Annotated in this window: 18 protein-coding genes; 3 read left to right on the top strand and 15 right to left on the bottom strand. The window is 58.4% G+C overall.

Annotated elements, in window-relative coordinates; genetic code table 11:
* Positions 1 to 46: 46 nt before the first annotated feature.
* The 8 genes from ACSQ13_RS03350 to ACSQ13_RS03315 form a co-directional block, all read right to left on the bottom strand.
* A complete protein-coding gene (locus ACSQ13_RS03350; RefSeq protein WP_176248438.1) occupies positions 47 to 1,177 on the bottom strand; it encodes a TRAP transporter substrate-binding protein in 1,131 nt (376 codons plus the stop codon).
* A 325-nt stretch (positions 1,178 to 1,502) separates the two neighbouring features.
* Positions 1,503 to 8,474: a Hint domain-containing protein gene (locus ACSQ13_RS03345; protein ID WP_435988146.1), complete on the bottom strand. Its 6,972-nt coding sequence runs from the start codon at positions 8,472 to 8,474 to the stop codon at positions 1,503 to 1,505.
* Positions 8,475 to 8,563: 89 nt separating this feature from the next.
* Positions 8,564 to 8,854 (bottom strand): hypothetical protein, encoded by a 291-nt coding sequence (locus ACSQ13_RS03340; protein WP_295509667.1) that lies wholly within the window; start codon positions 8,852 to 8,854, stop codon positions 8,564 to 8,566.
* 740 nt (positions 8,855 to 9,594) lie between these two features.
* Positions 9,595 to 10,752, bottom strand: a complete 1,158-nt coding sequence (locus tag ACSQ13_RS03335) for an acyl-CoA dehydrogenase family protein (RefSeq protein WP_295509666.1) — start codon at positions 10,750 to 10,752, stop codon at positions 9,595 to 9,597.
* A 92-nt stretch (positions 10,753 to 10,844) separates the two neighbouring features.
* Positions 10,845 to 11,696, bottom strand: coding sequence for a metal ABC transporter permease (locus tag ACSQ13_RS03330; RefSeq protein ID WP_176248441.1), 852 nt, complete (start codon positions 11,694 to 11,696; stop codon positions 10,845 to 10,847).
* A complete protein-coding gene (locus ACSQ13_RS03325) occupies positions 11,693 to 12,568 on the bottom strand; it encodes a metal ABC transporter permease (protein WP_176248442.1) in 876 nt (291 codons plus the stop codon). Before ACSQ13_RS03325 ends, ACSQ13_RS03330 begins: the two co-directional genes overlap by 4 nt.
* Positions 12,565 to 13,461: a manganese/iron ABC transporter ATP-binding protein gene (locus tag ACSQ13_RS03320; protein WP_255200074.1), complete on the bottom strand. Its 897-nt coding sequence runs from the start codon at positions 13,459 to 13,461 to the stop codon at positions 12,565 to 12,567. The genes ACSQ13_RS03325 and ACSQ13_RS03320 overlap by 4 nt, the downstream gene beginning before the upstream one ends.
* Positions 13,462 to 13,474: 13 nt before the next feature.
* Entirely contained in the window at positions 13,475 to 14,329 is an 855-nt protein-coding gene (locus ACSQ13_RS03315; protein WP_435988242.1) for a metal ABC transporter substrate-binding protein, read from the bottom strand.
* 173 nt (positions 14,330 to 14,502) lie between these two features.
* Here ACSQ13_RS03315 and ACSQ13_RS03310 point away from each other — a divergent pair, with 173 nt between their 5' ends.
* Entirely contained in the window at positions 14,503 to 14,925 is a 423-nt protein-coding gene (locus ACSQ13_RS03310; protein ID WP_295509660.1) for a Fur family transcriptional regulator, read from the top strand.
* Between the two features lie 37 nt (positions 14,926 to 14,962).
* Here the strand turns inward: ACSQ13_RS03310 and ACSQ13_RS03305 are convergent, their stop codons facing one another.
* The 7 genes from ACSQ13_RS03305 to rpiA form a co-directional block, all read right to left on the bottom strand.
* Complete coding sequence (locus ACSQ13_RS03305) at positions 14,963 to 15,649, bottom strand: TetR/AcrR family transcriptional regulator (RefSeq protein ID WP_295509657.1); 687 nt, start codon at positions 15,647 to 15,649, stop codon at positions 14,963 to 14,965.
* Between the two features lie 139 nt (positions 15,650 to 15,788).
* The gene (locus ACSQ13_RS03300) at positions 15,789 to 17,273 is read right to left on the bottom strand and encodes a DegQ family serine endoprotease (protein ID WP_176248445.1); all 1,485 of its coding nucleotides are present in this window, start codon (positions 17,271 to 17,273) and stop codon (positions 15,789 to 15,791) included.
* 259 nt (positions 17,274 to 17,532) lie between these two features.
* A complete protein-coding gene (locus tag ACSQ13_RS03295) occupies positions 17,533 to 18,027 on the bottom strand; it encodes a GNAT family N-acetyltransferase (RefSeq protein ID WP_295509653.1) in 495 nt (164 codons plus the stop codon).
* Between the two features lie 259 nt (positions 18,028 to 18,286).
* A complete protein-coding gene (hflC, locus tag ACSQ13_RS03290; RefSeq protein WP_295509650.1) occupies positions 18,287 to 19,186 on the bottom strand; it encodes a protease modulator HflC in 900 nt (299 codons plus the stop codon).
* A complete protein-coding gene (hflK, locus tag ACSQ13_RS03285) occupies positions 19,186 to 20,406 on the bottom strand; it encodes an FtsH protease activity modulator HflK (RefSeq protein ID WP_176248448.1) in 1,221 nt (406 codons plus the stop codon). The genes hflC and hflK overlap by 1 nt, the downstream gene beginning before the upstream one ends.
* Before the next feature lie 69 nt (positions 20,407 to 20,475).
* Positions 20,476 to 21,948, bottom strand: coding sequence for an FAD-dependent oxidoreductase (locus ACSQ13_RS03280; RefSeq protein WP_295509647.1), 1,473 nt, complete (start codon positions 21,946 to 21,948; stop codon positions 20,476 to 20,478).
* A gap of 23 nt (positions 21,949 to 21,971) precedes the next feature.
* A complete protein-coding gene (rpiA, locus tag ACSQ13_RS03275) occupies positions 21,972 to 22,760 on the bottom strand; it encodes a ribose-5-phosphate isomerase RpiA (RefSeq protein WP_176248450.1) in 789 nt (262 codons plus the stop codon).
* Positions 22,761 to 22,996: 236 nt separating this feature from the next.
* On the opposite strand from rpiA, the gene ACSQ13_RS03270 reads away from it, so the two are divergent.
* A complete protein-coding gene (locus ACSQ13_RS03270) occupies positions 22,997 to 23,683 on the top strand; it encodes a glutathione S-transferase family protein (protein WP_295509644.1) in 687 nt (228 codons plus the stop codon).
* Positions 23,683 to 25,056 (top strand): L-serine ammonia-lyase, encoded by a 1,374-nt coding sequence (locus ACSQ13_RS03265; protein ID WP_176248452.1) that lies wholly within the window; start codon positions 23,683 to 23,685, stop codon positions 25,054 to 25,056. The genes ACSQ13_RS03270 and ACSQ13_RS03265 overlap by 1 nt, the downstream gene beginning before the upstream one ends.
* The last annotated feature ends 68 nt before the right edge of the window (positions 25,057 to 25,124 follow it).

The raw sequence follows: 25,124 nt of genomic DNA, 5'->3' as shown, positions 1-25,124 counted from the left end.
GGCATAAAGAATGCCGAGGTTCGTTTCGCCACTCAGACCTTAGCGGTCAAAGTTTGATCTTGCCGGGGAAGTAGTGCTCGTAAGCCAACCCGTAATCAGGCGCGTTCATCAGCTCGTAGTACGAGACACGGCTGACCCAGTCACGCTGGCTGTCCAGGCATTTCTTCATGAACGGATCTGTTTCCAGTTCTGGAATCAGTTCGTCCCATGCCTTGAGCTGCGCATCGAGGATTTCTTTGGAGGTGCGGCGTACGTTCACGCCTGCATCGTTCTGCAAGAATTGCAGATCCGCAGAGTACCGGTTCATCGCCTTGGCTGTGTTTGCCGTCGACACCGCTTCGACACCGTATTTCAGGATCGCCTGAATGTCGGGGTCCAGATCTTCCAAGAAGGTCTTGGAGAACAGGAATTCGAAGCTTTCGGATGCCTGGTGGTACGAGGACAGATAGTAGTTCTTGGCAACGTCCTGCGCGCCAAAGTCTTTATCCGACGACGGGTTGTTGAATTCGAACGCGTCAATCACGCCACGTTCCATCGCAGGCACGATTTCACCGCCGGGCAACTGCGCCACGGACATGCCAAGCTTGGCCATCAGGTCAGCCGCAAGGCCAACTGTGCGATATTTGAAGCCCTGCAAGTCGGCAACGGTGTTCACTTCTTCTTTGAACCAGCCAAAGGGCTGCGCGAACATCGGGAAGCCCATGTAGCCAACAACGTCGAGACCCATGATATCCTGCGTCAGTTCATTATACAGCGCCTGACCGCCACCTTCATAGAACCACGACAGCATGGTCGTTGCGGAACCGCCGAAAACAGGGCCCGTGCCGAACAGGGACGCGGCTTTGTTTTTGCCGTACCAGTAAACAGGAACCGAGTGCGCGGCATCAATCAGACCGTCGTTCACAGCATCCAGAACCTGGAACGCGGCAACAACAGCACCGGCTGGCAACACGTCTACCTTGACGCGGCCGCCCGACATTTCCTCGACGCGCGACGCATAATCGCGGGCAAAGTCCTGCCAGATGTTGGCGTCATTCCAAGATGTCTGCATCTTGATCACAAGCGGCGCTTGCGCAAGAACGGCAGGTGCAGCCAGCATACCACCAGCAGCAGCGCCACCGGCAACGGCGGATTTTGTCAGAAACGACCGCCGGTTAAGGTTTTTATTTTCCGTCATATTTTCTCCTCCCAGAGTGATCGCGCTTAGGCCCTCGCAGTTTGCGGCGCATAGGACGACCCGAAGCTCTAGGGTAAATCGTTCATACGCAGAAGCAAGAATGTTTGCGCAAACATCGAAAAATAAATGCATATGCACAAAAATCGGGGCGCAGAACTGCACTCTGCGCCCCGATGAAACGGCCTTCTGATTGTATCAGCGTGGTTTATGTTTCGGATTGATTGATTTCGCCTGACGGTTTGTCAGGAACGGCTCCCCACCGATGCCCCATCAATCAACTGTAGCTGCCTTGGAGCCCGCCTCCCAGCGGGCTCCAAAACCTGAATTAACGCAGAAGCAGTTTGGCTTCATACTTCTTGAGCGTTGCACGTGCCGTCCGGTAGCCCTTCATGCCGACCTCTGTCTCAAGCTCTGGGAAGAGTGCGAGGATTTCATCGCGCTGCTCTGCCCCAAGGCCGTCGATGGTATAGTCACCCGGATAGAAGCTTTCCGTCCACGTTCCATCCGACAGCACGACTTCGTGACGCTCGAACATAAAGTGGATGTAGCTCGTCTGGGATACATCAACGTGACAGATCCCGTCCTTGCCAACAAAGTGCTTGGCGGCTGCGAGAACTTCCGGCTCGTCGAAATACATCGACGCTCCTTTATCCGCGATCAGCATCCGGTGGTTCGGCGATACCATTATATCACGCTCTGGCATGTTTTCACCCAAAGACCCTGCCTTGATCAGAACCGGCTTCAGCTCTGGCCGTGCGATAAAGTCTTTTTGCGTCAACGATTTCTGACCGACCCACGCGATTTCCTGCAAACCGTTGTCGCGGGTGATAACCCGATCGCCCGGTTGCAGATCTTCGACGCGGACCTGGCCTTTTGCCGTCGCAATCAACGTGCCCGGCGTAAAGCAAGGGACGATGCTTTCGATGTTGGTAAAGTCCAACCGGCCTGTGTCGTTCCCGGCGGCGTCCGTCAAGACAATCGTCCCGTCGAAACCGTCATTGGGGCTGTCACCGTCAATCGTATCACCGGGGTCATTATCCGGGGTGATGTTTTCAAGACGATACCCGCCGCCGTTCAACGAACCGGTAAGGTCGATGACGTCAAAGTCGCTTGGGTCAGACCCGCTGCCACCGTCGATGGTGTCGCCGCCGTTGACATCAAGGAAGGTATCCTGCCCGTCATCGCCGCGCATGCTGTCATTGCCGGCCCCGCCGCGAATGGTGTCGTTGTCGCCGCCACCGCTGATGGTGTCGTCGCCAGAGCCGCCCAGCAATTCGTCATTGCCAAAGCCACCCAGCAGGCTGTCGTTGCCGGCCCCGCCGGACACCGCGTCGTTATCTTCGCCGCCGTCGATGGTATCGTTACCTTCGCCGCCGAAAAGATTGTCATCACCGCGTACACCGCTGATGCTGTCGTCGCCGTCGCCACCGTCTACGGTGTCATTGTCGCCAGCCGCAAAGATCGTGTCGTTGCCGTCACCACCACGGATGCTGTCTTCGCCAAAGCCGCCCGTGATAGAGTCGTCTCCGGTGCCGCCGTCGATGGTGTCGTTGCCCTGACCACCGTCAATGGTGTCGTTGCCGTCGCCGCCCAGGACGCTGTCGTGATCATTGCCCGCAAAGATGGAGTCGTTGCCAACGCCGCCGTCAATGACATCATCGCCTTGTGCGCCGAGGATGGTATCATCGCCCTGCCCCCCCAGAATGGTGTCATTGCCGATACCGCCATCAAGGCTGTCATCGTCGATCCCGCCGTCGATATAGTCGTTGTCGGCACCACCAAAGATGGTGTCGTCATCGTCTTCACCGTACAGAACGTCGTCGCCGGCACCGCCTTCGATCAGATCCTTGCCGTTGTTCGGCTGTGGATCCAGCGCGTCAATGATATCACCATCGACACCTGCAATGGTTTCAGGACCGAAGCCACCCCAGATCGTGTCGTTGCCGTCATTGCCGCGCAACGTATCGGAGCCATGGCTGCCGATGATGCTGTCGTTGCCGTCACCACCGCTTACAAAGTCGTCGTCAATACCGGCGTTGATTGAATCGTGGCCCGTCCCGCCAAAGATCGTGTCGGCATCATCGCCAGTACGGATGGTGTCATTGCCCGCACCACCATCGACATAGTCGCGGCTGTCGTCCGGGTTCGGATCACCTGTGCCAAAGAACGGGTTCGGGATTGTCGCGCCGGTCAGCGGGTTCGTGATGAACTGCTGGTCGTTCGGATAATCCGAGAACGTATCGACACCGGCAATGATGGAGTCGTTGCCATCGTTGCCAAAGATGCTGTCCGAGCCTTGGATATCTGTGATGATATCGTCGCCCTCGCCACCGGTGATGGTATCGTCGTCGATCCCGCCTTCGATGACATCGTCACCGATACCACCGTCGATCACATCCGCATCGTCACCACCGTCGATGGTGTCGTTGCCGGCCCCCCCGTTGATCGTGTCTTTGTTGTCATTCGGGTTCGGATCCTGATCGAATGGTTCCGAGATCAAAGGCAGATCGGCATCCGGCACCCCGGCAACACCCGGCTCATCACCCGAGATAACGTCGTTGCCATCGCCACCATCCAGGCTGTCATTGCCATCGCCGCCGTCCAGCAGGTCGTCGCCCGCGCCGCCGTCGAGGATGTCATTGCCGCCTTCGCCTGCGATGGTGTCATTGCCACCGCCCGCTGCAACGCTGTCGTCGCCGCCGCCGGTGCTGATGTTGTCGCCGCCGTCAGAGCCGGTGACCGTGTCATTGCCGCCGCCAAGGGCGATGTTCTCGATTTCCTCGAAGGAAGTCGTGTCAACGCCATCGGTGATCGTGCCGGTTTCCGGCGCGGTCAGAACCACGGTCAGGTTGTCGTTGATGCCGGTGCTGTCGATGGTATCGCCATCGGTCTCGCCCAGTTCGCCGCCCACAATCACGTCGCTGTCCAGACCGTCGGTCAGAACAAACGTATCGTCGCCCGATCCGCCGTCCACGGTGTCATCGCCGTTGCCGCTGTTGATCGTGTCGTCGCCACCATTGCCAAAGATCGTGTCGTTATCCCCGTCGGTGCCGTCAATCTGGTCGCCCTGCGCGTCGGTATAGCCGGGGTTCATCACCTCGCCCGTTTCCAACCCGTCGACCGGACCGACAATCGTGCCATCATTCACAACGGTAAAGTTGATCTCTTCGAAGTTCTCGAAGGTGATGTCGCCGACCTGGCCTGCTTCGTCACCGGCGGTGATTTTGAAGTCACCAAGCGGTGCCACTGCGGGCAGAATGCCGTCCGGCGAGGTATAGCTTAGAATATCGCTGAGCAGGTAATCCTCGCCCGGACCAAAGGCCGTCACGGTGCCGTCAAGCGCCGTCACGGTCCCGACCGAATTGTCGTCCAACCCGATGATATCCGTGGGGATATCGCCTGCGTTGATCGCCGTGGTCAGGGTGATCACGTCAGGCTCAAGCTGTTCGCCGGCCACGAAATTCTCGACGCTGGTCACCGTATCTGTGGTGCCGTCGACGACCTTTTCGACCGTGCCGTTGCCGCTGTCATCCACGTTGACGATGATCCGCTCGGCCGGCAGGGAGCCGTCCGCGTCATAGCTATCCGTGCCCGCGCCACCGTCGATGGTGTCGCTGCCGGTGGAGCCGATCACCACATCCGCGTCGTCGCCTGCGGCAATGTTGTCATCGCCCGCGCCGCCGTCGATGGTGTCTTGACCGGCACCGCCCGTGATCGTGTCGGCATCGTCGCCTGCATTGATGCTGTCGGCCCCGTCGCCACCATTGATGGTGTCGTTGCCCGCGCCGCCCGACAGGGTGTCATTGCCGATCCCGCCGTCGATGCTGTCATTGCCATCGCCGCCGTCCAGCAGGTCGTCGCCCGCGCCGCCGTCGAGGATGTCATTGCCGCCTTCGCCTGCGATGGTGTCATTGCCACCGCCCGCTGCAACGCTGTCGTCGCCGCCGCCGGTGCTGATGTTGTCGCCGCCGTCAGAGCCGGTGACCGTGTCATTGCCGCCGCCAAGGGCGATGTTCTCGATTTCCTCGAAGGAAGTCGTGTCAACGCCATCGGTGATCGTGCCGGTTTCCGGTGCGCTCAGAACCACGGTCAGGTTGTCGTTGATGCCGGTGCTGTCGATGGTATCGCCACCGGTCTCGCCCAGTTCGCCGCCCACAATCACGTCGCTGTCCAGACCGTCGGTCAGAACAAACGTATCGTCGCCCGATCCGCCGTCAACGGTGTCATCGCCGTTGCCGCTGTTGATCGTGTCGTCGCCACCATTGCCAAAGATCGTGTCGTTATCCCCGTCGGTGCCGTCAATCTGGTCACCCTGCGCGTCGGTATAGCCGGGGTTCATCACCTCGCCCGTTTCCAACCCGTCAACCGGACCGACATAGGGGGTGCCAAGGATGATTTCGATTTCGGTAAAGGTGAAGGATCCCGCAGGGTTACCCGCGCTATCAAACAGGTTAACCGTGCCGTTCTGGCCGTTGCCGTTGCTGTCAGGGGTCAGGTCGGTCAGGCGGAAGTTCACGCTGCGCAGATCCAGCGTATCCGTATCGGTGTTGATCAATGCATCGGGGTTAAAGCCGCCCGCGCCGCCGTCAACGACATCGCCGGCCGTGCCTCCGATGATCGTATCCTGATCCGCACCACCGCTGATGACGTCGGCACCTTCGCCGCCGGTCAGCAAATCACGGTCATCGCCACCAATCAGCGTGTCGTTATCGGCACCCCCTTCGATCGTGTCATTGCCAGCGCCGCCGTCAATGAAATCTTCGCCTTCGTCGCCCATAAGGGAGTCGTTGCCAAAGCCCGCGCCGCCAACAGATGCATCAACAGGCGCGTCGAAATAGACATCGGTGATGTTGATCGCGGCCAGATTGCCCGGGGACAGGGTTTGCACCATTGTGTGGGTGATCTCAAGGTAATCAACCGGACCTGCGATGTTCACCAAGGCGGAGTAGGTCGGATCGGTATCGGCCCCCTCCCCGCCGGTGCTGATCAGGGTTTCATTGCCACCGATGCCATCGAGGTTCTGCGCCGTGATGCCACCGCCGGTGGATACGTCGATCGGCGTGCGTGTGCCATCGGGGCCAACGGCTACGATCACGACTTTCGATGCGTTGTCGATGTCGTTGATGCGGAAACTGACGTTGGTCACATCCTTGGAGAAATCAAGCTTGTAGGTCGCGCGTTCTCCGTCTTCGTTGGCAAGCGATGCCAGCGAGCTGTAGGGGTTGGTCGCCTCGGCATCGCCGGTGATCGAATGGACCTTTTGCTGGTCGGTCGAGAATGTTGTTTCAGGTGTTTTGTACGCATTGGTGACCGAGAATGCGACATCTACGTTGCCGGTGTCCTGGGTGAAGCCGCCGGACAGGTTGTCGTTGTTATCAACGGCGGTGCTGTCGCTTGGATCGGGAGCCTTGTCCCATTCAAAGCTTTCGCGCACGGTTTCGCCGGTTGGCGTGGGGGAACCTGCGGCGTTGTTGTCCCCATAAATGGTGTCATTGCCCGTGCCGCCAGCGATGGTGTCATCGCCGTTGTTGCCTTCGATATAGTCGGTGCCGGAGCCCCCTTCGATGGAGTCGTTGCCGCCTTCGCCAAAGATGGTGTCATTGCCGGCATCGCCCATGATGACGTCGTCGCCGCCCTCGTCACCGGCACCGACTTCGCCTGTTAGTGCGTCATAGTACATCTCGGTCACGTTGATGCCGGAGTTGGTATAGCCATCCTGCGTATGCGTCAGAACAATGCGGCTTACCGGGCCGGGAATGTCGACATTCAGGTTATATGTGCCCGAGTTTACGGCACCGTCGCCGCCATTGCTGTCAGCCGTATCAGCGCCCGCCACCAGATCGGTGTCGCGCAATGTCAGGCCGGAGCCACCGGTCAGGTTTACGGTAATCGGGTTACCATCCACATCGAATGCGGTGATCTTGACCACACCATCGGTGTCTATATCGTTGACGTTGAACGAAACGTTCGTCACGGCTGTCGAGAAGTCCCAGCTGAATTCGCCGGTGTTGCCATAGCCGTTTGTGATCGACTGGAGCGAGCTGTTGTCATCAACCGGATCACCGTTCGAGACAATGCCGTCGGTGTTCAGCAGGACTGTTCCTGCGTCCGACTCGTGGCTGCCGGAATCAACAGTGCGCGCATAGGTAACGGTGACGTTGCCGGTATCCTGGGTGAAACCGCTGTCGATTTGGGCACCGCTGACGCCTTCCCATTCAAAGTTCTCGCGGACGGTCGCCGTCTGGCTGCCGCTGTCGCCAAAGATCACATCGTCACCTTCGCCACCCGAAATCGTGTCGTCACCAAAGGTGCCGTCATCCAGGATCAACGAGGCCGGGTTGTCGAAATAGACATCCGTGACGTTGACGCCAGAGTTGCTGGAGGTGGTCGCGGTGTGAATGAATTCGATCCGCGAAACCGGGCCTTCGATGGATACGTTTACCGAGTATTTCGAGCCGGTTGCCGCTTCGTCACCGCCCAGGCTTTTGGCTGTGTCGACACCGAACAAGCCATCTGAATCGATCAGCTGAACGCCCGAACCACCGGTCAGATCGACATCGATCAGATTGCCAGCCGCATCATAGGCGAGCACTTTGACCTGGCCGCCATTGTCGATATCGTTGATATTGAACGACACATTCCCAACAGCCTGATCAAAGCGCAATTCAAAGGCTGTTTTGCCCGAATTATTTGCCAATGTCTCAAACGCACTGTGTTGATTGATTGCACTGCCGTCCCCGACAATGCCCGATACGTTCTGCTGGTCGTAGGTGTATTCTTGGGTGGCGTAGTTATAGGGCGAATAGGTCTTCAGCTCGAATGTCACATTCACGGTGCCTGTGTTTTGCACAAAGCCCGCCTTGAGGTTGTCATCTTCGTCGATGGAGGTGCCGTTGCCGCTTGGGTCGGGCGCTTTCGACCATTCAAAGCTTTCGCGTGCCGCATCTTCCAGGTTGGACACACCCCCGTCACCAAACAACACGTCATTGCCGTCTTGACCCAGAATGCTGTCGTCACCCGACCCGCCAAAGACGGAGTCATTGCCTTCGCCAGCCAGAACCGTGTCGTTCCCGCCGCGCGCCAGAATGATATCGTCGTTCGATCCGACATTTCCAAAGACGGCGTCGTTCGCATCCACGCGGTCCCCGTCGGGGTCGCCCGTGTAGGCCAGGTTGATCAGATCATTATTGCCGGAACCATCAACGATACCATCCTTGCCAGTAGGGGGTGGTGTTGGTGTCGAGCTTGTCTTTGTGCCGAAACAAAGATCAATCAGGCTGCCAAGAAAAAGTGTCATTTGGTCGTCTCCAAAGTCTGGTTGGGCGCGCTAGGACTGAGCTGTCCGCCTCGTATCTGTGATAGGCCCGGTCACCGGGCGAAGCGTATTCAGTTCAAGCCGCGCCGTGCGCCGCCTTTAATTTCGTGCCGCGACCGTGGAAAACTTCCACCGCCGCTGGTTAATGGGTTAAACAAATCAACTGGGTGCAATCGTGCAAACAGACGGGCAATATATGTGCCGTGGACAAGGCTCATGGGAAAAACATGTGGTTTCGTTTTAACGCGAATGGGGTGATTAGACGAAGATGCACAGGCAGGGCCGCCGGTCAGACCGTGGTCGGTTCCGGCTTGTACAATCGGTGCTTTCAGCATCTCGACTTTTTCAAATCTGGTCATCATCTTCTTCTCCTCCACCCGTCAACCGAACGGGCTGCAAGATTGCAGCAAACGCAATGAACCCAAGGCGCACTCCAGCGGTCAAACGACGACCCGCAGTGAACTTCGGCCCTTCTGAAGGGAAGACAAGTCGCAAGCGACTTAACACGGCACAAATTATGCCAATGTAACATTCGACAGCTTAGCAGCATGGCGAACACATCTATCCCGTACACAAAAGTACGCGTTCAATGCGGCCGCCCCCGTGACCTTTAGACTTTGCCCCCCAGTTGGGCCTTTACTTTATATCCTTGCCAAGAGGTTGCTGGAAGGGAAAAATACCATAACGGTTAAGTGCAAATTGTCATAAAATCATAGGTAGAGAGTGTGCCGGAAGGGTAACATCAACCCTCGCGTGTTTATTGTTTCAATATCCCTGAAACACGCTTTGCGGCCTCCCCCGTGAAACCCCCACATATTAAGAGAAAATTAGCAAATTGGGGAAAACAGCCGGTTCATTGTGTCATTTATGGAAACACCGGACAAAAAGCTTGGATGCGGGGCCCTGCGGCGGCTTCATCACGATATGTTCAAGCCACATTGGAACCAATGCCCAAAAATTAGCACCGTTTGTTCACGATCGGGACCCAAACGCCTTATTTTGGACGAATCGCCGCCCAGACCTCGTCACGCCATTTAGGGCCATCAACTGACCGGGTCAGCGCGCTCAAGACGGCCCCGCCCCCGGCGACAGCGCAGCGTTTTCAGGCCCGGTCTGCGTCAAGTGACCTGCCGATAATCTCTTTCATGATCTCTGATGTACCGGCATAAATACGCTCGACCCGCGCATCCACATAGGCCTGCGCGATGGGGTATTCCTCCATATATCCGTAGCCGCCGAACAGTTGCAGACACTGGTCCACAACCCGTCCCAACAGTTCCGAATGGTGCAATTTCCCCGCCGATGCCTGAACCGGGTCCAGCTTGCCGTCGATCCGCAGCTGGATCAACGCGTCGCAAAACGCGCGCCCCGCCATGAGCTCGGCCTTGACCGCAGCCAGTGCAAAACGGGTGTTCTGAAAATCCAGGATACGTTTGCCAAAGGCTTTGCGTTCTTTGACGTAGTCCACGGTCAGGTCAAAGATACCCTCGGCGCGGGCCTGACATTGTACAGAAATCAGCAACCGTTCCTGCGCCAGTTCCTGCATCAAATAGCTAAATCCCCTATTCTCCTGACCGATCAGGTTTTCCGCGGGCACGAACACATCCTCAAAGAACAATTCAGCCGTGTCGTTGCCGTGCTGCCCGATCTTGCGCAGATTACGGCCCCTGCTGAACCCTTCCATGTCGCGCTCAATCGCAAAAAGGGAAATGCCCTTGGCCCCCTTGTCGGGGTCGGTGATGCAGGCCGTCACCACGATATCGGCGTTTTTCCCGTTGGTGATAAAGGTCTTTTGCCCGTTGATCTTCCAGCCGTTGCCATGGGGTTCGGCGCGGGTCTTGATGGCGGCGAGATCGCTGCCGGTTCCCGGTTCTGTCATCGCGACTGCACCGATAATGTCGCCCGTCACCATCTTGGGCAGCACGCGCGATTTCAACTCGTCGCTGCCATGATTGTTGATGTAAGGCGTCACAATCAGCGAATGCAGCGAAAACCCCGGCCCGGTCGCCCCGATGCGGCCCAGTTCTTCGGCAACAATGATGTCGAACAGGATGCCTTGGCCGATGCCGCCATAGTCCTCGGCCAGCCAGGCGTTCAACAGGCCAAGGGCACCGGCCTCTTGCCAGTCGGCTTTTGGAACCCGCTGGTTTTCGCCCCATTCGGCAAGACGCGGTTTTACCTTTTCCTCGCAATAGCGGCGCACCATGTCGCGAAACTGGTCATGCTCGTTTGTGAACAACGTGCGGGGAAAAATCGACATGGCTGGCCTCCGTCAGGACTGGCCACAGATGCCCTACCGCCAAAGCGACCCCTGACATACCTGCGGCATCTTTCGCAGTCTGCGACGGTCTGTCAGCGCGGGTCAACCTCTGCCGCGATCCGCGAGGTTTTGTGCGTCACGTAAAGACGGTTCATGAAGGCCGCGATGAACACCGCCGTCAGGATCAACACGATCGTCGGGGCCGGTGCACTGTCGATGAAAAAGCTAAGATAGGTGCCCGCGAACATCGAAAGCGTGCAAACCACCACCGATGCAATCAGCATCGGGCCAAAGCTGCGCACCAGTAGAAACGCAATCGCCCCCGGTGTGATCAGCAACGCCACAGCAAGGATCAATCCCGTCGCCGTCAGGGTCGAGACGATGGTCAGCGACAGCACCGCAAGCAAGCCGTAATGCAGCACGCCGGTTCTCAGACCGCTGGCCTGCGCCTGGGCCGGATCGAAGGCATGCAGCAGCAGGTCTTTCCACTTCAGCACCATGAACGCCGTCACAAAGGCCGAGATGATGCCCGCCGTCCACAGATCCTGCGGGCCGACCCCCAGCATGTTGCCGAACAGGATGTGATCCAGATGCTGGTTGGTTGAAATCGACGTGTACATGATGATCCCGATCCCGAACATCCCCGAGAAAACGACCCCCATCACGGTGTCCTGCTTGATCCGGCTGTTATGGCTCAGATACCCCGTCAGCAGGGCACAAGACATACCGGCGGCAAAGGCACCAATGATCAGCGGGATGCCCGTGATCCATGCCAGCACCACCCCCGGCAGCACCGCATGGCTGACCGCATCGCCCATCAGCGCCCAGCCCTTGAGCACCAGAAAACACGACAGCAATGCCGTGGGCGGGGCCACCAGCAGCACGATCCAAAAGGCGTTTTGCATGAAGGGAAACTGGAACGGGAACAGTAAGGTCTCGATCATGACCGGGCCTCTTGACGCAAGGATTGCAACGCCTGGGCCGCCTTGCGCCGCGCCGCCAGCACGCCGTGTTTGGGCGCAAAGACAAACGCCAGCAGGAAGATCGCGGTTTGCAACGTGACGATCACACCGCCCGTGGCACCGTCCAGAAAATAGCTGGCATAGGCCCCCAGAAACCCCGTGAGCGTGCCGATGATCACCGACACAATAATAAGGCGCGGAAACCGGTCACAGAGCAGATAGGCCGTGGCACCCGGGGTGACCACCATCGCAATCACCAGAAACGCGCCCACTGTCATCATCGCGGCCACAACCGCAGCCGACAGCAGCATAAAGAATATCGCCTTCAGCAGGTCCGGCTTGAGCCCGATGGACCGCGCATGGTTCTCGTCAAAAAACGTGACCATCAGGTCTTTCCATTTCAGCAGCAGAACCGTCAGGCACACCACCCCGATGATCGCCAGTTGAATGATATCCGACGGCGCGATGGCCAGAATATTGCCCATGATAATGGTCTGGATACTAACCGACATGGGCGACAGCGACACCATGAACAGCCCCAGCCCGAAAAACGAGGTAAAGATAATGCCGATGATCACGTCGATCTTGAGCCCCGAACGCCCCGACAAAAACAACATCGCCCCCGCCGCCAGACCGCCCGCCAGAAACGCCCCAAGCGCAAAGGGCAGACCCAGCATATAGGCCCCCGCCACGCCGGGCACGACAGAGTGGCTCAGCGCGTCGCCGATCAGCGACCAGCCCTTCAGCATCAGATAGCAGGACAAAAATGCACATACCGCGCCAACCATGGCCGACACCCACATGGCGTTGAACATATAGCCGTAGCCGAACGGCTCTAGCAGCAGGTCGATCATGTGTCGTCCCCGGTTTTCACCCGGGCCTCGCCATAGTGAATAAAGGGGCGTTCATCGTCGGTGATGATCCGCAGTTCGCGGCCGTCATCGTCTTCATGCAGGTCGTCCCCCCCCAGGGTAAAGTGGCGCAGCACACCGCCAAACGCCAGTTCAAGGTTGTCATGGGTAAAGACCGTTTCGGTCGGACCGTAGGCAAGGATCGTGCCCTTGACCAACACGGTGCGGTCGCAAAATTCGGGCACGGAGCCAAGGTTATGGGTCGAGACCAGCATCACACGGCCCTCGTCGCGCAATTCGCGCAGCAAGGCGACGATCTGGTCCTCGGTCTTGACGTCGACGCCCGTGAAAGGCTCATCCAACAAGATCACCCGACCATCCTGCGCCAAAGCGCGGGCCAGAAACACGCGTTTGCGTTGACCACCGGACAATTCGCCAATCTGGCGGTCGCGGAATTCGGTCATGTTCACGCGGCGCAATGCCTCGTCCACGGCGGCGTGATCGGCGGCCTTGGGACGGCGCAAAAACCCCATATGGCCATAGCGCCCCATCATCACCACATCCTGCACCAGCACCGGAAAGGCCCAATCGACCTCTTCGGATTGGGGCACATAGGCAACAAGGTTCTCGCGCAGGGCCTCGCGCACCGTTTTGCCCAGCAGTCTGATTTCGCCTGCGGCGGCGGGCACGAAGCCCATGATGGCCTTGAACAGCGTAGATTTGCCCGCGCCGTTCACCCCCACCAATGCCGTGATCGTACCGCGCGGGATTTCGAAACTCGCATCATAAAGCGCGGTGTGACCGTTGCGATAGGTCACGGTCACATTATGCGCAGAGATGCCGCTGTCTTGGGGCGGGAAATGCTCAGCGTCGTGTTGGATTTCGGCGCGCGTCATATCTGTTTTCCGATCACTTCAAATTTTCCGATAACCCGTCCGCAATGGTCTGCGCTGTTACCCGCAACAGATCAAGATAGCTGGGTACTGGCCCCTCGGCGGTGCTGAGGCTGTCAACATACAAGACCCCTCCAAAGGCCGCGCCGGTTTCGCGCGCGATCTGTTTGGCAGGCGAGGTGTTGACGGTGCTTTCGCAGAACACGACAGGGATATCATTGGCGCGTACTTCGTCGATGACCTTGCGGACCTGCTGCGGTGTGCCGGTCTGGTCAGCGTTCATCGGCCATAGATACAGCTCTTTCATCCCGAAATCGCGCGCAAGATAGCTGAACGCCCCTTCGCAGGTGACCAGCCAGCGTTTGTCTTCGGGGATCTGCGCCACGCGGTCGCGCAACGGGGTGATCGTATCACGGATTTCGCCCTTATACCGCTCTGCATTGGCCATATAGGTCGCTGCATTGTCAGGGTCATATTGCGCAAAAGCGGCGGCGATGTTGTCGACATAGATCAACGCATTATCCAGACCCATCCACGCATGGGGGTTGGGCTTGCCTTCGTAATCCCCGGCCGAGATCGAAATCGGATCAATGCCGTCGGTCAAAGTCACCGACGGGATATCGCCAAGGTTGGACAGAAACTGTTCGAACCACAGTTCGAGGTTCATACCGTTCCACAAGATCAGATCCGCATCGACCGCCCCCACAATATCGCGCGGGGTCGGCTCATAGCCGTGAATTTCGGCACCCGGCTTGGTGATCGAAACCACCTCGGCTGCGTCCCCTGCCACCTGCTGGGCGATGTCGGCCAAAACCGTAAAGGTTGTCACCACCTTGAAATCCGCCGCCCAAACGGGGCCGGTCGCCATCATAACTGCCGCAGCAACCGTCGATAACAATGATTTCTTCACCGAAGCCTCCATACCCCATTTGCCTTGCTACATGTAAATGCGAATTATTCGCAGATGTCAAATATGCGAATGAGAATAGTTCGCAAAAACTTGCAGGGACGGAAAAACTTGCATAAAGTCAGGGCAACGCAAGGATGGTGACCGCATTGGAAAACGACCCCGATTACAGACAATTGCTGCGCGACGCAGGGCTGCGCGTCACCCCGCAGCGGGCGTCAATAGTGACGATCCTGTCTGAAACCGATGACCACCCCAATGTCGAAGACCTGTATGAAAAGGCGCGCGCGCTGGATGATACGGTATCGGTCGCCACGGTTTACCGCACCATGTCTGTGCTGGAAAATGCCGGTCTGGTGCGCAAGCTGGTGATGGATGACGCCCCTGCCCGCTATGAAATGATGCCCCACACCGATCACGACCATCTGGTTGACGTCGACAGCGGCGATCTGGTTGAAATTCCCGGCACCGAAATCGCCGAACTTATGGGCCGCGTGGCCGCCGAATTAGGGTACCAGATTGTCAGCCACCATACAGTGATCCGCGCCCGCAAGACGTGACAGGGCCTAGCGCGGGCCTTGCTGCGTGACACCTTGCCTACTTGGCGTCTGCATCCACCAAAGACCGCACCATCGCGGCGGCACCAACGGCGACACTGCGCAAAATCAGGTCGTTCGGAATATCACGGTTCAGCCAGTCGCGCATGGGGCCGAAGGCCGACAGAAACACCATCAGGTTTGACACGATATCAAGGCGGCGGTCTTCGGTATCGATCCCCAGCCGCAGGCTCAGCTGATCGGCCAGATCCTTCATCGCGGCATATTCGCGGGCATGCAGCGCGTGGCGATCTTCGGCTTGCATATGCGGCACGCAACGATAGGCCAACAATGTGCCCTTGCGTTTATGGGCCCAGCATTCGCGGAAATACTGTTCAATCGCATCCTCAAGGGACACAGATTGATCTTGCAGCATCACCGACAGGGTCGGCACGTCCTCGCGGAACCAAAGCTGGTTCAACAGGCGGCGCAGGATGTCATTCTTGTTGGCGATATAGTCATAGATGCTGGCCTGATTCACACCCGAGCGCGCGCAAATATCGCGTATGGTGGTGGCCGCGAACCCCTTTTCCAGCAACAGCTCCAACGCGGCATCGCAAATCTGTTCGCGACGGCTTTGGATCAGGTCCTGGTTCTGAACGCTTGTGATGTCTGCCTCGGCCAACGTCTGCTTGCGCAGGGCGTGAAGACGTTCGGGGTAAACGGTCGCAGACGTGGTTTCGGGCATCAAGAGTTCCTTTTTTCAAAGAAACCTAGCTACTTTCGATATGTGAAACAACTAGGAAGGTGTCGCCAGACCGACAAAGCAAAACCCGCCAATGCAGGGCAAAGGCGGGTTTCAAAAACCGTCGATCCAGGATCAAGGGTTATTCATCAAGGCCGATCGCCACGAAACGTGGATCACCGGCACGGCGCACCAGCAGCAGCAAGGATTTGCGCCCTGCATCGCGAGCCTCGGTCACCCGGTCTTCCAGATCCGCAATCGTTGTGATGCTTTGCTGGCCTGCCTCTGTGATCACGTCGCCCTTGCGCAGCCCCTTTTCGAAGGCTTCCGATGCCTCGTCGACCTCGATCACAGCCAAACCGTTGGTGCTTTCATCCGCGTCGTATTCTTCGCGCATGTCATCGGTCAGCGGAGTGACGGTCAGACCCAGCATGGACACTGTTTCGGGGCCTTGCGGCTCTGCACCTTCTTCGGGGTCGGCAGCAGGGGTGCTGTCGTCTTCTGCGTCTTCGCGGCGGCCAAGGGTGACTTTCAACGTCTGGGTTTTGCCCTCGCGCAGGACCGTGACGCGCACGGCGGCCCCCACGGCGCTGTTGCCAACCTGACGGACCAAACCACGGGTGTCTTGGACTTCGACGCCGGCAAAGCTCATGATCACGTCACCGGTTTTCAGACCGGCATCTTTTGCAGGGCCGTCCGGCACGTCGGTGATCAAGGCACCGGTTGCAGTCGACAGACCCATCGCATCGGCCACGTCCTGCGTCACATCCTGAATGCGCACGCCCAGCCAGCCACGGCGGGTTTCGCCGAATTCCTTGAGCTGGTCCACAACCCGGGTCACCACGTTCGACGCCATGGAAAACCCGATCCCGATAGAGCCGCCGTTGGGCGACAGGATCGCGGTGTTCACACCGATCACGGCCCCGTCCATGTTGAACAACGGCCCGCCAGAGTTGCCACGGTTGATCGCGGCGTCGGTCTGGATGTAGTCGTCATACGTGCCTGACAATGCACGGTTGCGCGCCGACACGATCCCGGCCGAGACAGAGAACCCCTGCCCCAGCGGGTTGCCCATTGCGATCACCCAATCGCCCACGCGCGCGGCATTGCTGTCGCCGAATGTGACAAAGGGCAACGGGTTCGGGGCTTCGACCTTGAGCAGGGCAATATCGGTGTTGGGGTCGGTCCCGATCACCTTGGCGGTCAGTTCCTCGCCCGAGAAAAACTCGATCGTGATCTCGTCCGCGCCCTCGATGACGTGGTTGTTCGTCACGACATACCCGTCTTCGGAAATCACAAACCCGGACCCAAGCGCGGATGATTTGCGCGGCGACGGGGTCTGGCCGTCGTTGTTGCGGTCCTGAAACTCGCGAAAGTAATCTTCGAAGGGGGAGCCTTCGGGCACAATGCCGCGCGGGCCGGTACGCCCTTCGACCGTGGTCGAGGTCGTGATGTTGACGACCGAGGGGCTGATCTTTTCAGCGAGCGGTGCCAGGCTTTCCGGCTTGGCATAGGCCATGACGGTCTGCATCAGCACAAAGGCAAGGGCCAGCATACCCATCATCAGCCATTTGAACTGTGGCGACGGGGCGATTGATTTTGACACGGATACGGCCTTCGGCTGCATTCATCATCTCCTGAACAAAGGGCGGGGCCACAAGACCCCCATTTCCTGACACCAGAGTGCATCCGCAGTTCCAGTGCTGCAAGCTGAAAGATGGGGTCGATCACGCGCAATTCAACAGGCATCGGGCGCGGGCAGATCAAGTTACCAAAGATTCAGTGTGTGTTTGGGGGGCTACCCGAACTTTGTTACGGTTCAGGTTCGTTCGGCGAAGGTATGCTTTGCTCAAGCCCCCTCTTAGTGAAGATCGGCAAGAAGCCGGTTAGCCTCCAAATGCGGAAGCGTATAGCACTTCGCCTTTGGCCCGCTCGGTCTGGAATGCGAGCGCCAGCATGTATTCCGTGGGGACCTCGCCGTATGTAAGATCACCGGGAGATGAAAAGCCGAAGCGGCCATAGTAGGTCGGGTCGCCTAAAAGGACACAACCGGCGGCGTCGAGTGACCGAAGCCTCTCCAGACCTTTTTCAATCAACTGCCGACCTATTCCTGCACGTTGACGCGCCGGTTGAACCGAAACGGGGCCAAGGCCGAACCAATGTCCCTGAGAACTCGATAGAGTCACCGGAGAAAAGGCAATATGGCCAACGATCTGATCTTCCTCCACAGCGACGAGTGAGAGGACAAGGTTACCGCTTTCACGAAGGCGATCAACGATCTGCGGTTCACTGCCATCGCTCATTTCGACTGGTGCAAAGGCGATTTTTGTTAGCGTATATATCGCTGCTTCGTCGCCGGGGATTTCATCACGTATTCTCATGATGTAACTTTTACCATCAAAGTTCTTTGACGGAAATCCTATCTTGAAACACCTAAGCTGTTGCAGTGTGCCAGACTAAAGCCGCTGTTCATGTGCATCGCCGAATTGGTGTAATCGGGCTCAAACCAGACGCTAGGCCTTAGACTGAAGGCTACATCTCGAAGGTCGACAATAAGAGTGCGCCCATCCCTGAACCCAAAAACCAAAAGGGCCAGCGCGATGGCTGGCCCTTTCAAATCTTGGATCACCGAGAGCGGCTTTAGTTGCCTTCACCCTCGACCGAGCGGCTGCCCTGATCAGAGCGCAGGTAGTTGAAGAACTCGCTGTCCGGCGACATCACCATGGTCGAGTTCTTGCCCTGCAACGCTATTTCATAGGCGCTCAGCGAACGGTAAAATTCAAAGAATTCCGCGTCCTTGGAATAGGCCTCGGCAAAGATCTTGTTGCGCGCGGCGTCTGCTTCACCTTCGATGATGCGGGCATCACGGCGGGCTTCCGACAGGATTTCCTCGTAGGTACGATCCGCAAGGGCCGTCACACGCTGTGCGGCCTCGCGGCCACGGGCGCGTTCATCGGTCGCTTCGCGGGCACGTTCCGCAATCATACGCTGCAATGTCGCGTCAAAGTTCTGCTCTGGCAGGTTGGTCTGGCGCAAACGCACGTCGACCACATCCAGACCCAAAGCCTGCGCACGTGCATCAGACCGTTCGCGGATCTGATCCATCAGCGCCGACCGTTCGGGCGACAGGATCGTGTTCGATGTGACACCTTGCGAACCCAGAACCGCACGGATCTGACCATCAAGAATACCGTTGAGCTGGATTTCAGCCTGACGGGCCCCATCGGCACCCAAGGCCTGACGGAACTGGCGGATGTCCCCGATGCGGTACAGAACGAAGGCATCCACTTCCAAACGACGGTCATCGGCTGGCGTGACTTCGATCATCGGGGTTTCAAGCGACAGGATACGGTCGTCATAACGCACGACTTCGTCCAGCAGCGGGATTTTGAACCCGATGCCCGCGGTTTCACGCACCTGCTTGATCTGGCCAAAGCGCAGCACCAATGCTTTTTCACGTTCATCAACGATAAAGATCGAGGACAATACAGCAATCGCTGCAATCACGATTACGGGGATAATGAGATTTGCCTTATGCATCAGTTTGACCCCCGGTTCGAGCTACGCAATTCGTTGAGCGGCAGATAGGGAACAACGCCCTGCCCGCCTCCGTCCTGGTTATTCTCAAGAATGATCTTGTCGACATCGCCCAGGACTTTCTCCATCGTTTCAAGGTACAGACGCTTGCGCGTCACTTCGGGTGCTGCCGTATATTCGGTCAGAACCGCCTCAAAGCGGCTTGCCTCACCCACAGCATCGTTCACAACGCGCGCCCGGTAGCCTTCGGCGGCTTCGAGCAATTGCGCGGATTGACCACGTGCTTCGGCGGTACGCTGGTTGGCATAGGCGTCGGCCTGACGTTCAACCCGGTCACGTTCCTGCTCGGCGGCCTGAACATCGCGGAAGGCGTCGATGACGGATTCTTGTGACACCCGGCCATTGTCATCGGTCACTGTGACCGTCTGGCTGGGCGGATCCACCTTGTTAAAGTTGACGCGGATGATGTTGATACCGGTCTGGCGGTTGTCCAATGTGGTTTGGATCAGCTCGCGGGCCGTTGCTTCGATTGTGGCACGGTCACGGTTCAGGATCGGTGCCAGTTCGGATTGCGCAATGATTTCGCGCATGGCCGATTCAGAAATCGCCCGCACAGAGGCCGTGGGGTCACGCAGCGAGAATTTGAAATCCTGCGCGTTCTTCACGTTCCAGACCACCTGAAAATCGATATCGACGATGTTTTCGTCCGTGGTCAGCATCAAGCCTTCGTTGTCGCCACCGGTACGGCCGGCACCGATGGTTTCGGCGCGGTTGGTGGTGACGTCAAAGACTTCGGCAGTGACAACGGGCCAAGGCGCAAAGTTCAGACCTTCGGTGCCGATGCCCGAAAATTCACCAAGGAACAGTTCAATCGACTGCTGTTCAGGGCGCACGGTGTAAAAGCTGGCCATCCCCCACAACACGACTGCCGCCAAAGCACCCAGACCGATTGTGCCACGGGTGAAACGCGGGCCGTTGCTGCCCATGCCGCCGCCGGAACCACCGGTGCCCCGGTTGCCGCCCTTGCCGCCCATCAGAACGCGCAGCTGTTCCTGGCCTTTTTTCACCAGCTCGTCAATTTCGGGTATTTGTGGTTTGTCGCCACCGGGGCCACGGCCCCCGCCAGTTGGTCGTTGTCCAGTCGGTTTGTTCTGGTCACCGCCAGGTTTATCGCCGCCTGAGTTTCCTCCGCCGCCCCAAGGGCCGCCTGTATTTCCAGCCATTAACTCTTCCCTATTATGACCGCGAATGCGGTCTCGTCTCGTTCAAACTTGGGCATAGATGCCCGGATTTCAAGCTGTGCGCGTTGGTGTGCGCATCGTGACCAGTTCTTCGGACATGGTCGGATGTACCGCACATGTCGCGTCAAACTGCTCTTTCGTCAGCCCCGCTTTGACCGCGATGCCCACAAGCTGGATCAGCTCGCCCGCATTTGGTGCGACGATGTGGCACCCCAAAACAACGCGGGTATTCTGACACACGATCAGTTTCATCATCACGCGCTGGTTCTGTTCGGCAAAAGCGGTTTGCATGGGGCGGAACGAGGTCGCATAGATCTCGACCGGTCCAGCGTCGCGCGCATCTTCCTCGCTCAGACCCACGGTGCCCATTTCGGGCTGGGTAAAGATCGCCGACGGGATCAGGTCGTGATCCACAGGTGTCGGGTTTCCGGCAAAGACCGTCTGGACAAACGCCATGCCTTCGCGGATTGCGACAGGTGTCAGGTTCACGCGGTTTGTCACATCGCCGATGGCATAGATCGACGGCACGCCGGTCTGGCTATATTCGTTCACCTTGATCTCGCGGCCCCGGCCGAGGGTCACGCCGACCTCTTCCAGACCCATATCCTGAGTCATCGGGGTGCGGCCTGTGGCGAACAGCACCATGTCAAAGACTTTTTCGCGGCCATTGGTGGACTTGACCCAGATCGGGCCCTGTGTCCCATCGCGGGCGGAAGCATTGTGACGGTTCAACTCTCCGGCCTGATCGACGGTGGCCCCCATGGCCGCGCCCAAATTGCCGGGGTTGGTGGTTTCGTCACGGTCCCGTTCAAGCGCCATTTCAACGATGTTGGTGCCGGTGTGGATGTCGATACCATTCTCGCGCATCGATTCAGCGACCAGACCACGGGCTTCGTCATCAAAACCGCGCAGGATTTGCGCCCCGCGGTAATACTGCGTCACCTCGACACCCAGCCCCTGCAAGATGCAGGCGAATTCGCAAGCGATATAGCCACCGCCAACAATCAGGATCGACTTGGGCAGCTGTTCCAGATGAAAGATATCATCCGACACAATCCCCAAATCCGCATTCGGCAGATCGGGCCGCACGGGGCGGCCACCGGTTGCAATCAAGATGTGCTTGGCGGTTTTCACCTCGCCGGTGGACAGTTCCACCGTATGCGCGTCCTTGATCGTGGCGCGCGCATCAAAGGTTTCAACGCCGGACCCGGCCAGCAGCTTGCGGTACACGGCTTCAAGACGGTCCAGTTCAGCGCTCATACGCTTGCGGAATGCATGCCAGTCAAAGGTGCCGGGCTTGATGTCCCAACCATAGGCCTGCGCCTCGTCCGCCAAACCGGCATAGCCCGATGCGAACACCATCAGCTTTTTCGGCACACAGCCCCGGATCACGCAGGTACCGCCATAGCGGTCTTCCTCGGCCAGACCGACCTTGGCCCCGTGTTCGCTGGCCGCGACACGCGCAGCACGCACGCCCCCCGAACCGCCACCAATTACGAACAGATCAAAATCGAAATCACTCATTGGTTGCGGGCCTTTAATATCTATTAGTCGTTCAGGTCGGAAAACAGGTTATCCGTCTCGACGAAATCCATACGGTCACGGTCAACGGTACCTTCGTTGATGTCGCGCACTTCGACGCGGCCATCACCATAGCCGATGACCACGGCATCACAGATATCAATGAACAGCCCGTTTTCAACAACGCCGGGCATCTGATTTAGCACCAGCGACAATTGGCGCGCATTGCCAATCCGGTTCAGGTGCAAATCCATGATGTAATTGCCCTCGTCGGTGATAAAGGGAATGTCGCCATTCATCCGCAAGGTTGACGTACGGCCCAGCACATCCATCGAAATCAGCGTTTCTTCGACCAAGGCCTGGGTCGTTTGCCAGCCAAAGGGGATCACCTCGATCGGGAGGGGGAATGCGCCAAGGGTTTCGACCTCTTTGCCGATATCCGCGATCACCACCATTTGGTCAGAGGCCGTCGCCACGATTTTTTCTTGCAGCAAGGCCCCGCCGCCACCCTTGATCAGGTTCAGTTCGCCGTCAAATTCATCGGCACCGTCAATGGTCAGGTCCAGCCATTTCGCCTCGTCCAGGCTGATGACTTCGATTCCCACTTCGCGGGCAAGCTGTGCGGTGCGGGTCGATGTCGGCACACCTTTGATCCGCAGACCATCATCGCGCACCATTTCGCCCAAGCAGCGCACCAACCAGGCAGCGGTTGATCCGGTGCCCAGCCCGACGCGCATGCCGTCTTCGACAAATTGCGCGGCACGTTTCGCGGCTACAAATTTCGCCTTGTCAATTGGTGACAGTTCTCCGGCCATGATAGCGACTCCTGATTTATCGCTGCCCTTATAGACTCTGACGGCGGTGGGTGCGACCCCTCAAAACCCGCAACGGCGCGACAGGTTTACGCGATGCTGCAATTTGTGTCCGCAGCACGCTGTAGCGCCCCATTACGGCCCAAACCAGCCACGTTTTCCCGCGCTGCCTTCTGCAATGCGCGCGAATATGTCGTTTTCAATCGCTCTGCCCGCCCGTAATCGGCTAACACAGCAAAATGAACAGCTATATCCTTCATTATGCGCCCGACAACGCGTCGCTTATCATCCGATTGGCGCTCGAGGCGTTGGGCCAGCCCTATCGCACCGTTCTGGTTGACCGTGCCACAGCGGCGCAAACGTCGCCGGGCTATCTGGCGCTGAACCCGCATGGTTTGATCCCCGTGCTGGAATGCCCCGATGGCGCGATCTTTGAAACCGGTGCGATCCTGCTTTGGCTTGCCGACCGGCATGGCGAATTGGCCCCGAAAATCCACAACCCCAAACGCGCAGATTTCCTCAAGTGGTTGTTTTTCATCTCAAACACCGTTCATCCGGCGTTGCGCATGACGTTTTACCCTGAAAAATACGCAGGCCCCGATCCCGCCCATCAGTCCGCCTTGCGTCACACCATGCAAACCGCCTTGGCACGTCATCTGAAATCGCTCGATGCACGGGCGGCGCAGGGGCCTTTCGACATGGCGCTCCAGTTTTACCTTGCCGCCTTGCTGCGCTGGTGCGTGCTGTACCCCGTGCAAAAGGACCACGACTGGTTCGATCTGGATGATCTGCCCCACCTCAAGGCGATGTGCCTGTCGCTTGAAACCCTGCCCTGTACGGCTGCCGCCCAAAAGGCCGAAGGGCTTGGCCCCACGCCGTTTTCCGCACCGCAATACGCCACCCCACCCCAAGGAAGTGCCACCTGATGTTTCTCTCTGTCTTCGATATGTTCAAAGTCGGTATTGGTCCGTCCTCCTCGCACACCATGGGGCCGATGGTGGCCGCCGCGCGGTTCCTGGACCAGATGCGCGCGTCACCGTTCAAATTTGCAGGTTTGCGCGCGTCGCTGCACGGCAGCCTTGCCTTTACCGGTGTCGGTCACGCCACCGACCGCGCCACAATCCTTGGCCTCGCGGGTTTCACCCCTCAGGAATATGACCACGCGCAAGCCGAAGCCGTCTTGGCCGAAATTCACGAAACCAACCAGATCACCCTGCCGGATTTCGGCGCGCTAAAGTTCAACCCGAAAACGGATATGATCTTTGACTATGATCTGAAGCTGCCCGGCCACGCCAATGGCATGATGCTGATGGCCACCGATGCCCAAGGCGACGTCACCCTGCGCGAGACCTATTATTCCATCGGCGGCGGCTTTGTGATGACCGAGGCGGAACTGGCCGCGGGCAAGGACACGGATGAAGGCGCGCCCGTGCCCTTCCCGTTCAAATCCGCCGCCGAGATGCTTGAGATGGCCAAGACGTCGGGCAAATCCATCGCCGGTATGAAACGCGCGAACGAAGAATCACGCGGCGGTGCGGCGCATCTGCGCGACGGGTCCAAACGCCTGTGGCAGGTGATGAACGATTGCATCAATCGCGGGCTGGAAACCGGTGGCATCCTGCCCGGCGGTCTGAACGTCAAACGCCGTGCCAAGGGCATTCATGACGCATTACTGGCTGAACGCGGTCTGAACCAGCAAGCACCCCACACGATCAACGACTGGATGAGCGTTTACGCCATGGCGGTGAACGAGGAAAACGCCGCCGGGGGTCAGGTTGTCACTGCGCCCACCAACGGGGCTGCTGGTGTCATGCCCGCGACCTTGCGCTATTACCTCGATCACGTGCCCGGCGCGTCAGAGGCGCATATCGAAGACTTCCTGCTGACGGCCGCAGCGATTGGCGGGCTGGTGAAATTCAACGCCTCGATCTCCGGTGCCGAAGCAGGCTGTCAGGCCGAAGTCGGATCGGCCGCCGCCATGTCAGCCGCCGGATTATGCGCCGTGATGGGCGGCACCCCCGAACAGATCGAAAATGCCGCCGAAATCGCGTTGGAACACCATCTTGGCATGACCTGCGATCCGGTCCGCGGGCTGGTGCAGGTGCCCTGCATCGAACGCAACGGCCTTGGCGCGATCAAGGCGGTATCGGCGGCGTCACTGGCGCTGCGCGGCGATGGCACGCATCTGGTGCCGCTGGATGCCTGTATCGAAACCATGCGCCAGACCGGTGCGGACATGTCTGAAAAATACAAGGAAACCTCGCTTGGCGGCTTGGCCGTGAACGTGCCCAACTGCTGATCTGACGCAGCGGCAGCGCGCAAAGCGGCGCTTGACCCCGCCCGCCCTTTGCAAGACGCTGACGTCTG

Origin of the sequence: Sulfitobacter sp. SH22 (assembly GCF_965641905.1) — a bacterium.
Classification (GTDB): domain Bacteria; phylum Pseudomonadota; class Alphaproteobacteria; order Rhodobacterales; family Rhodobacteraceae; genus Sulfitobacter.
This window is presented reverse-complemented; position numbering and strand designations above follow the sequence as displayed.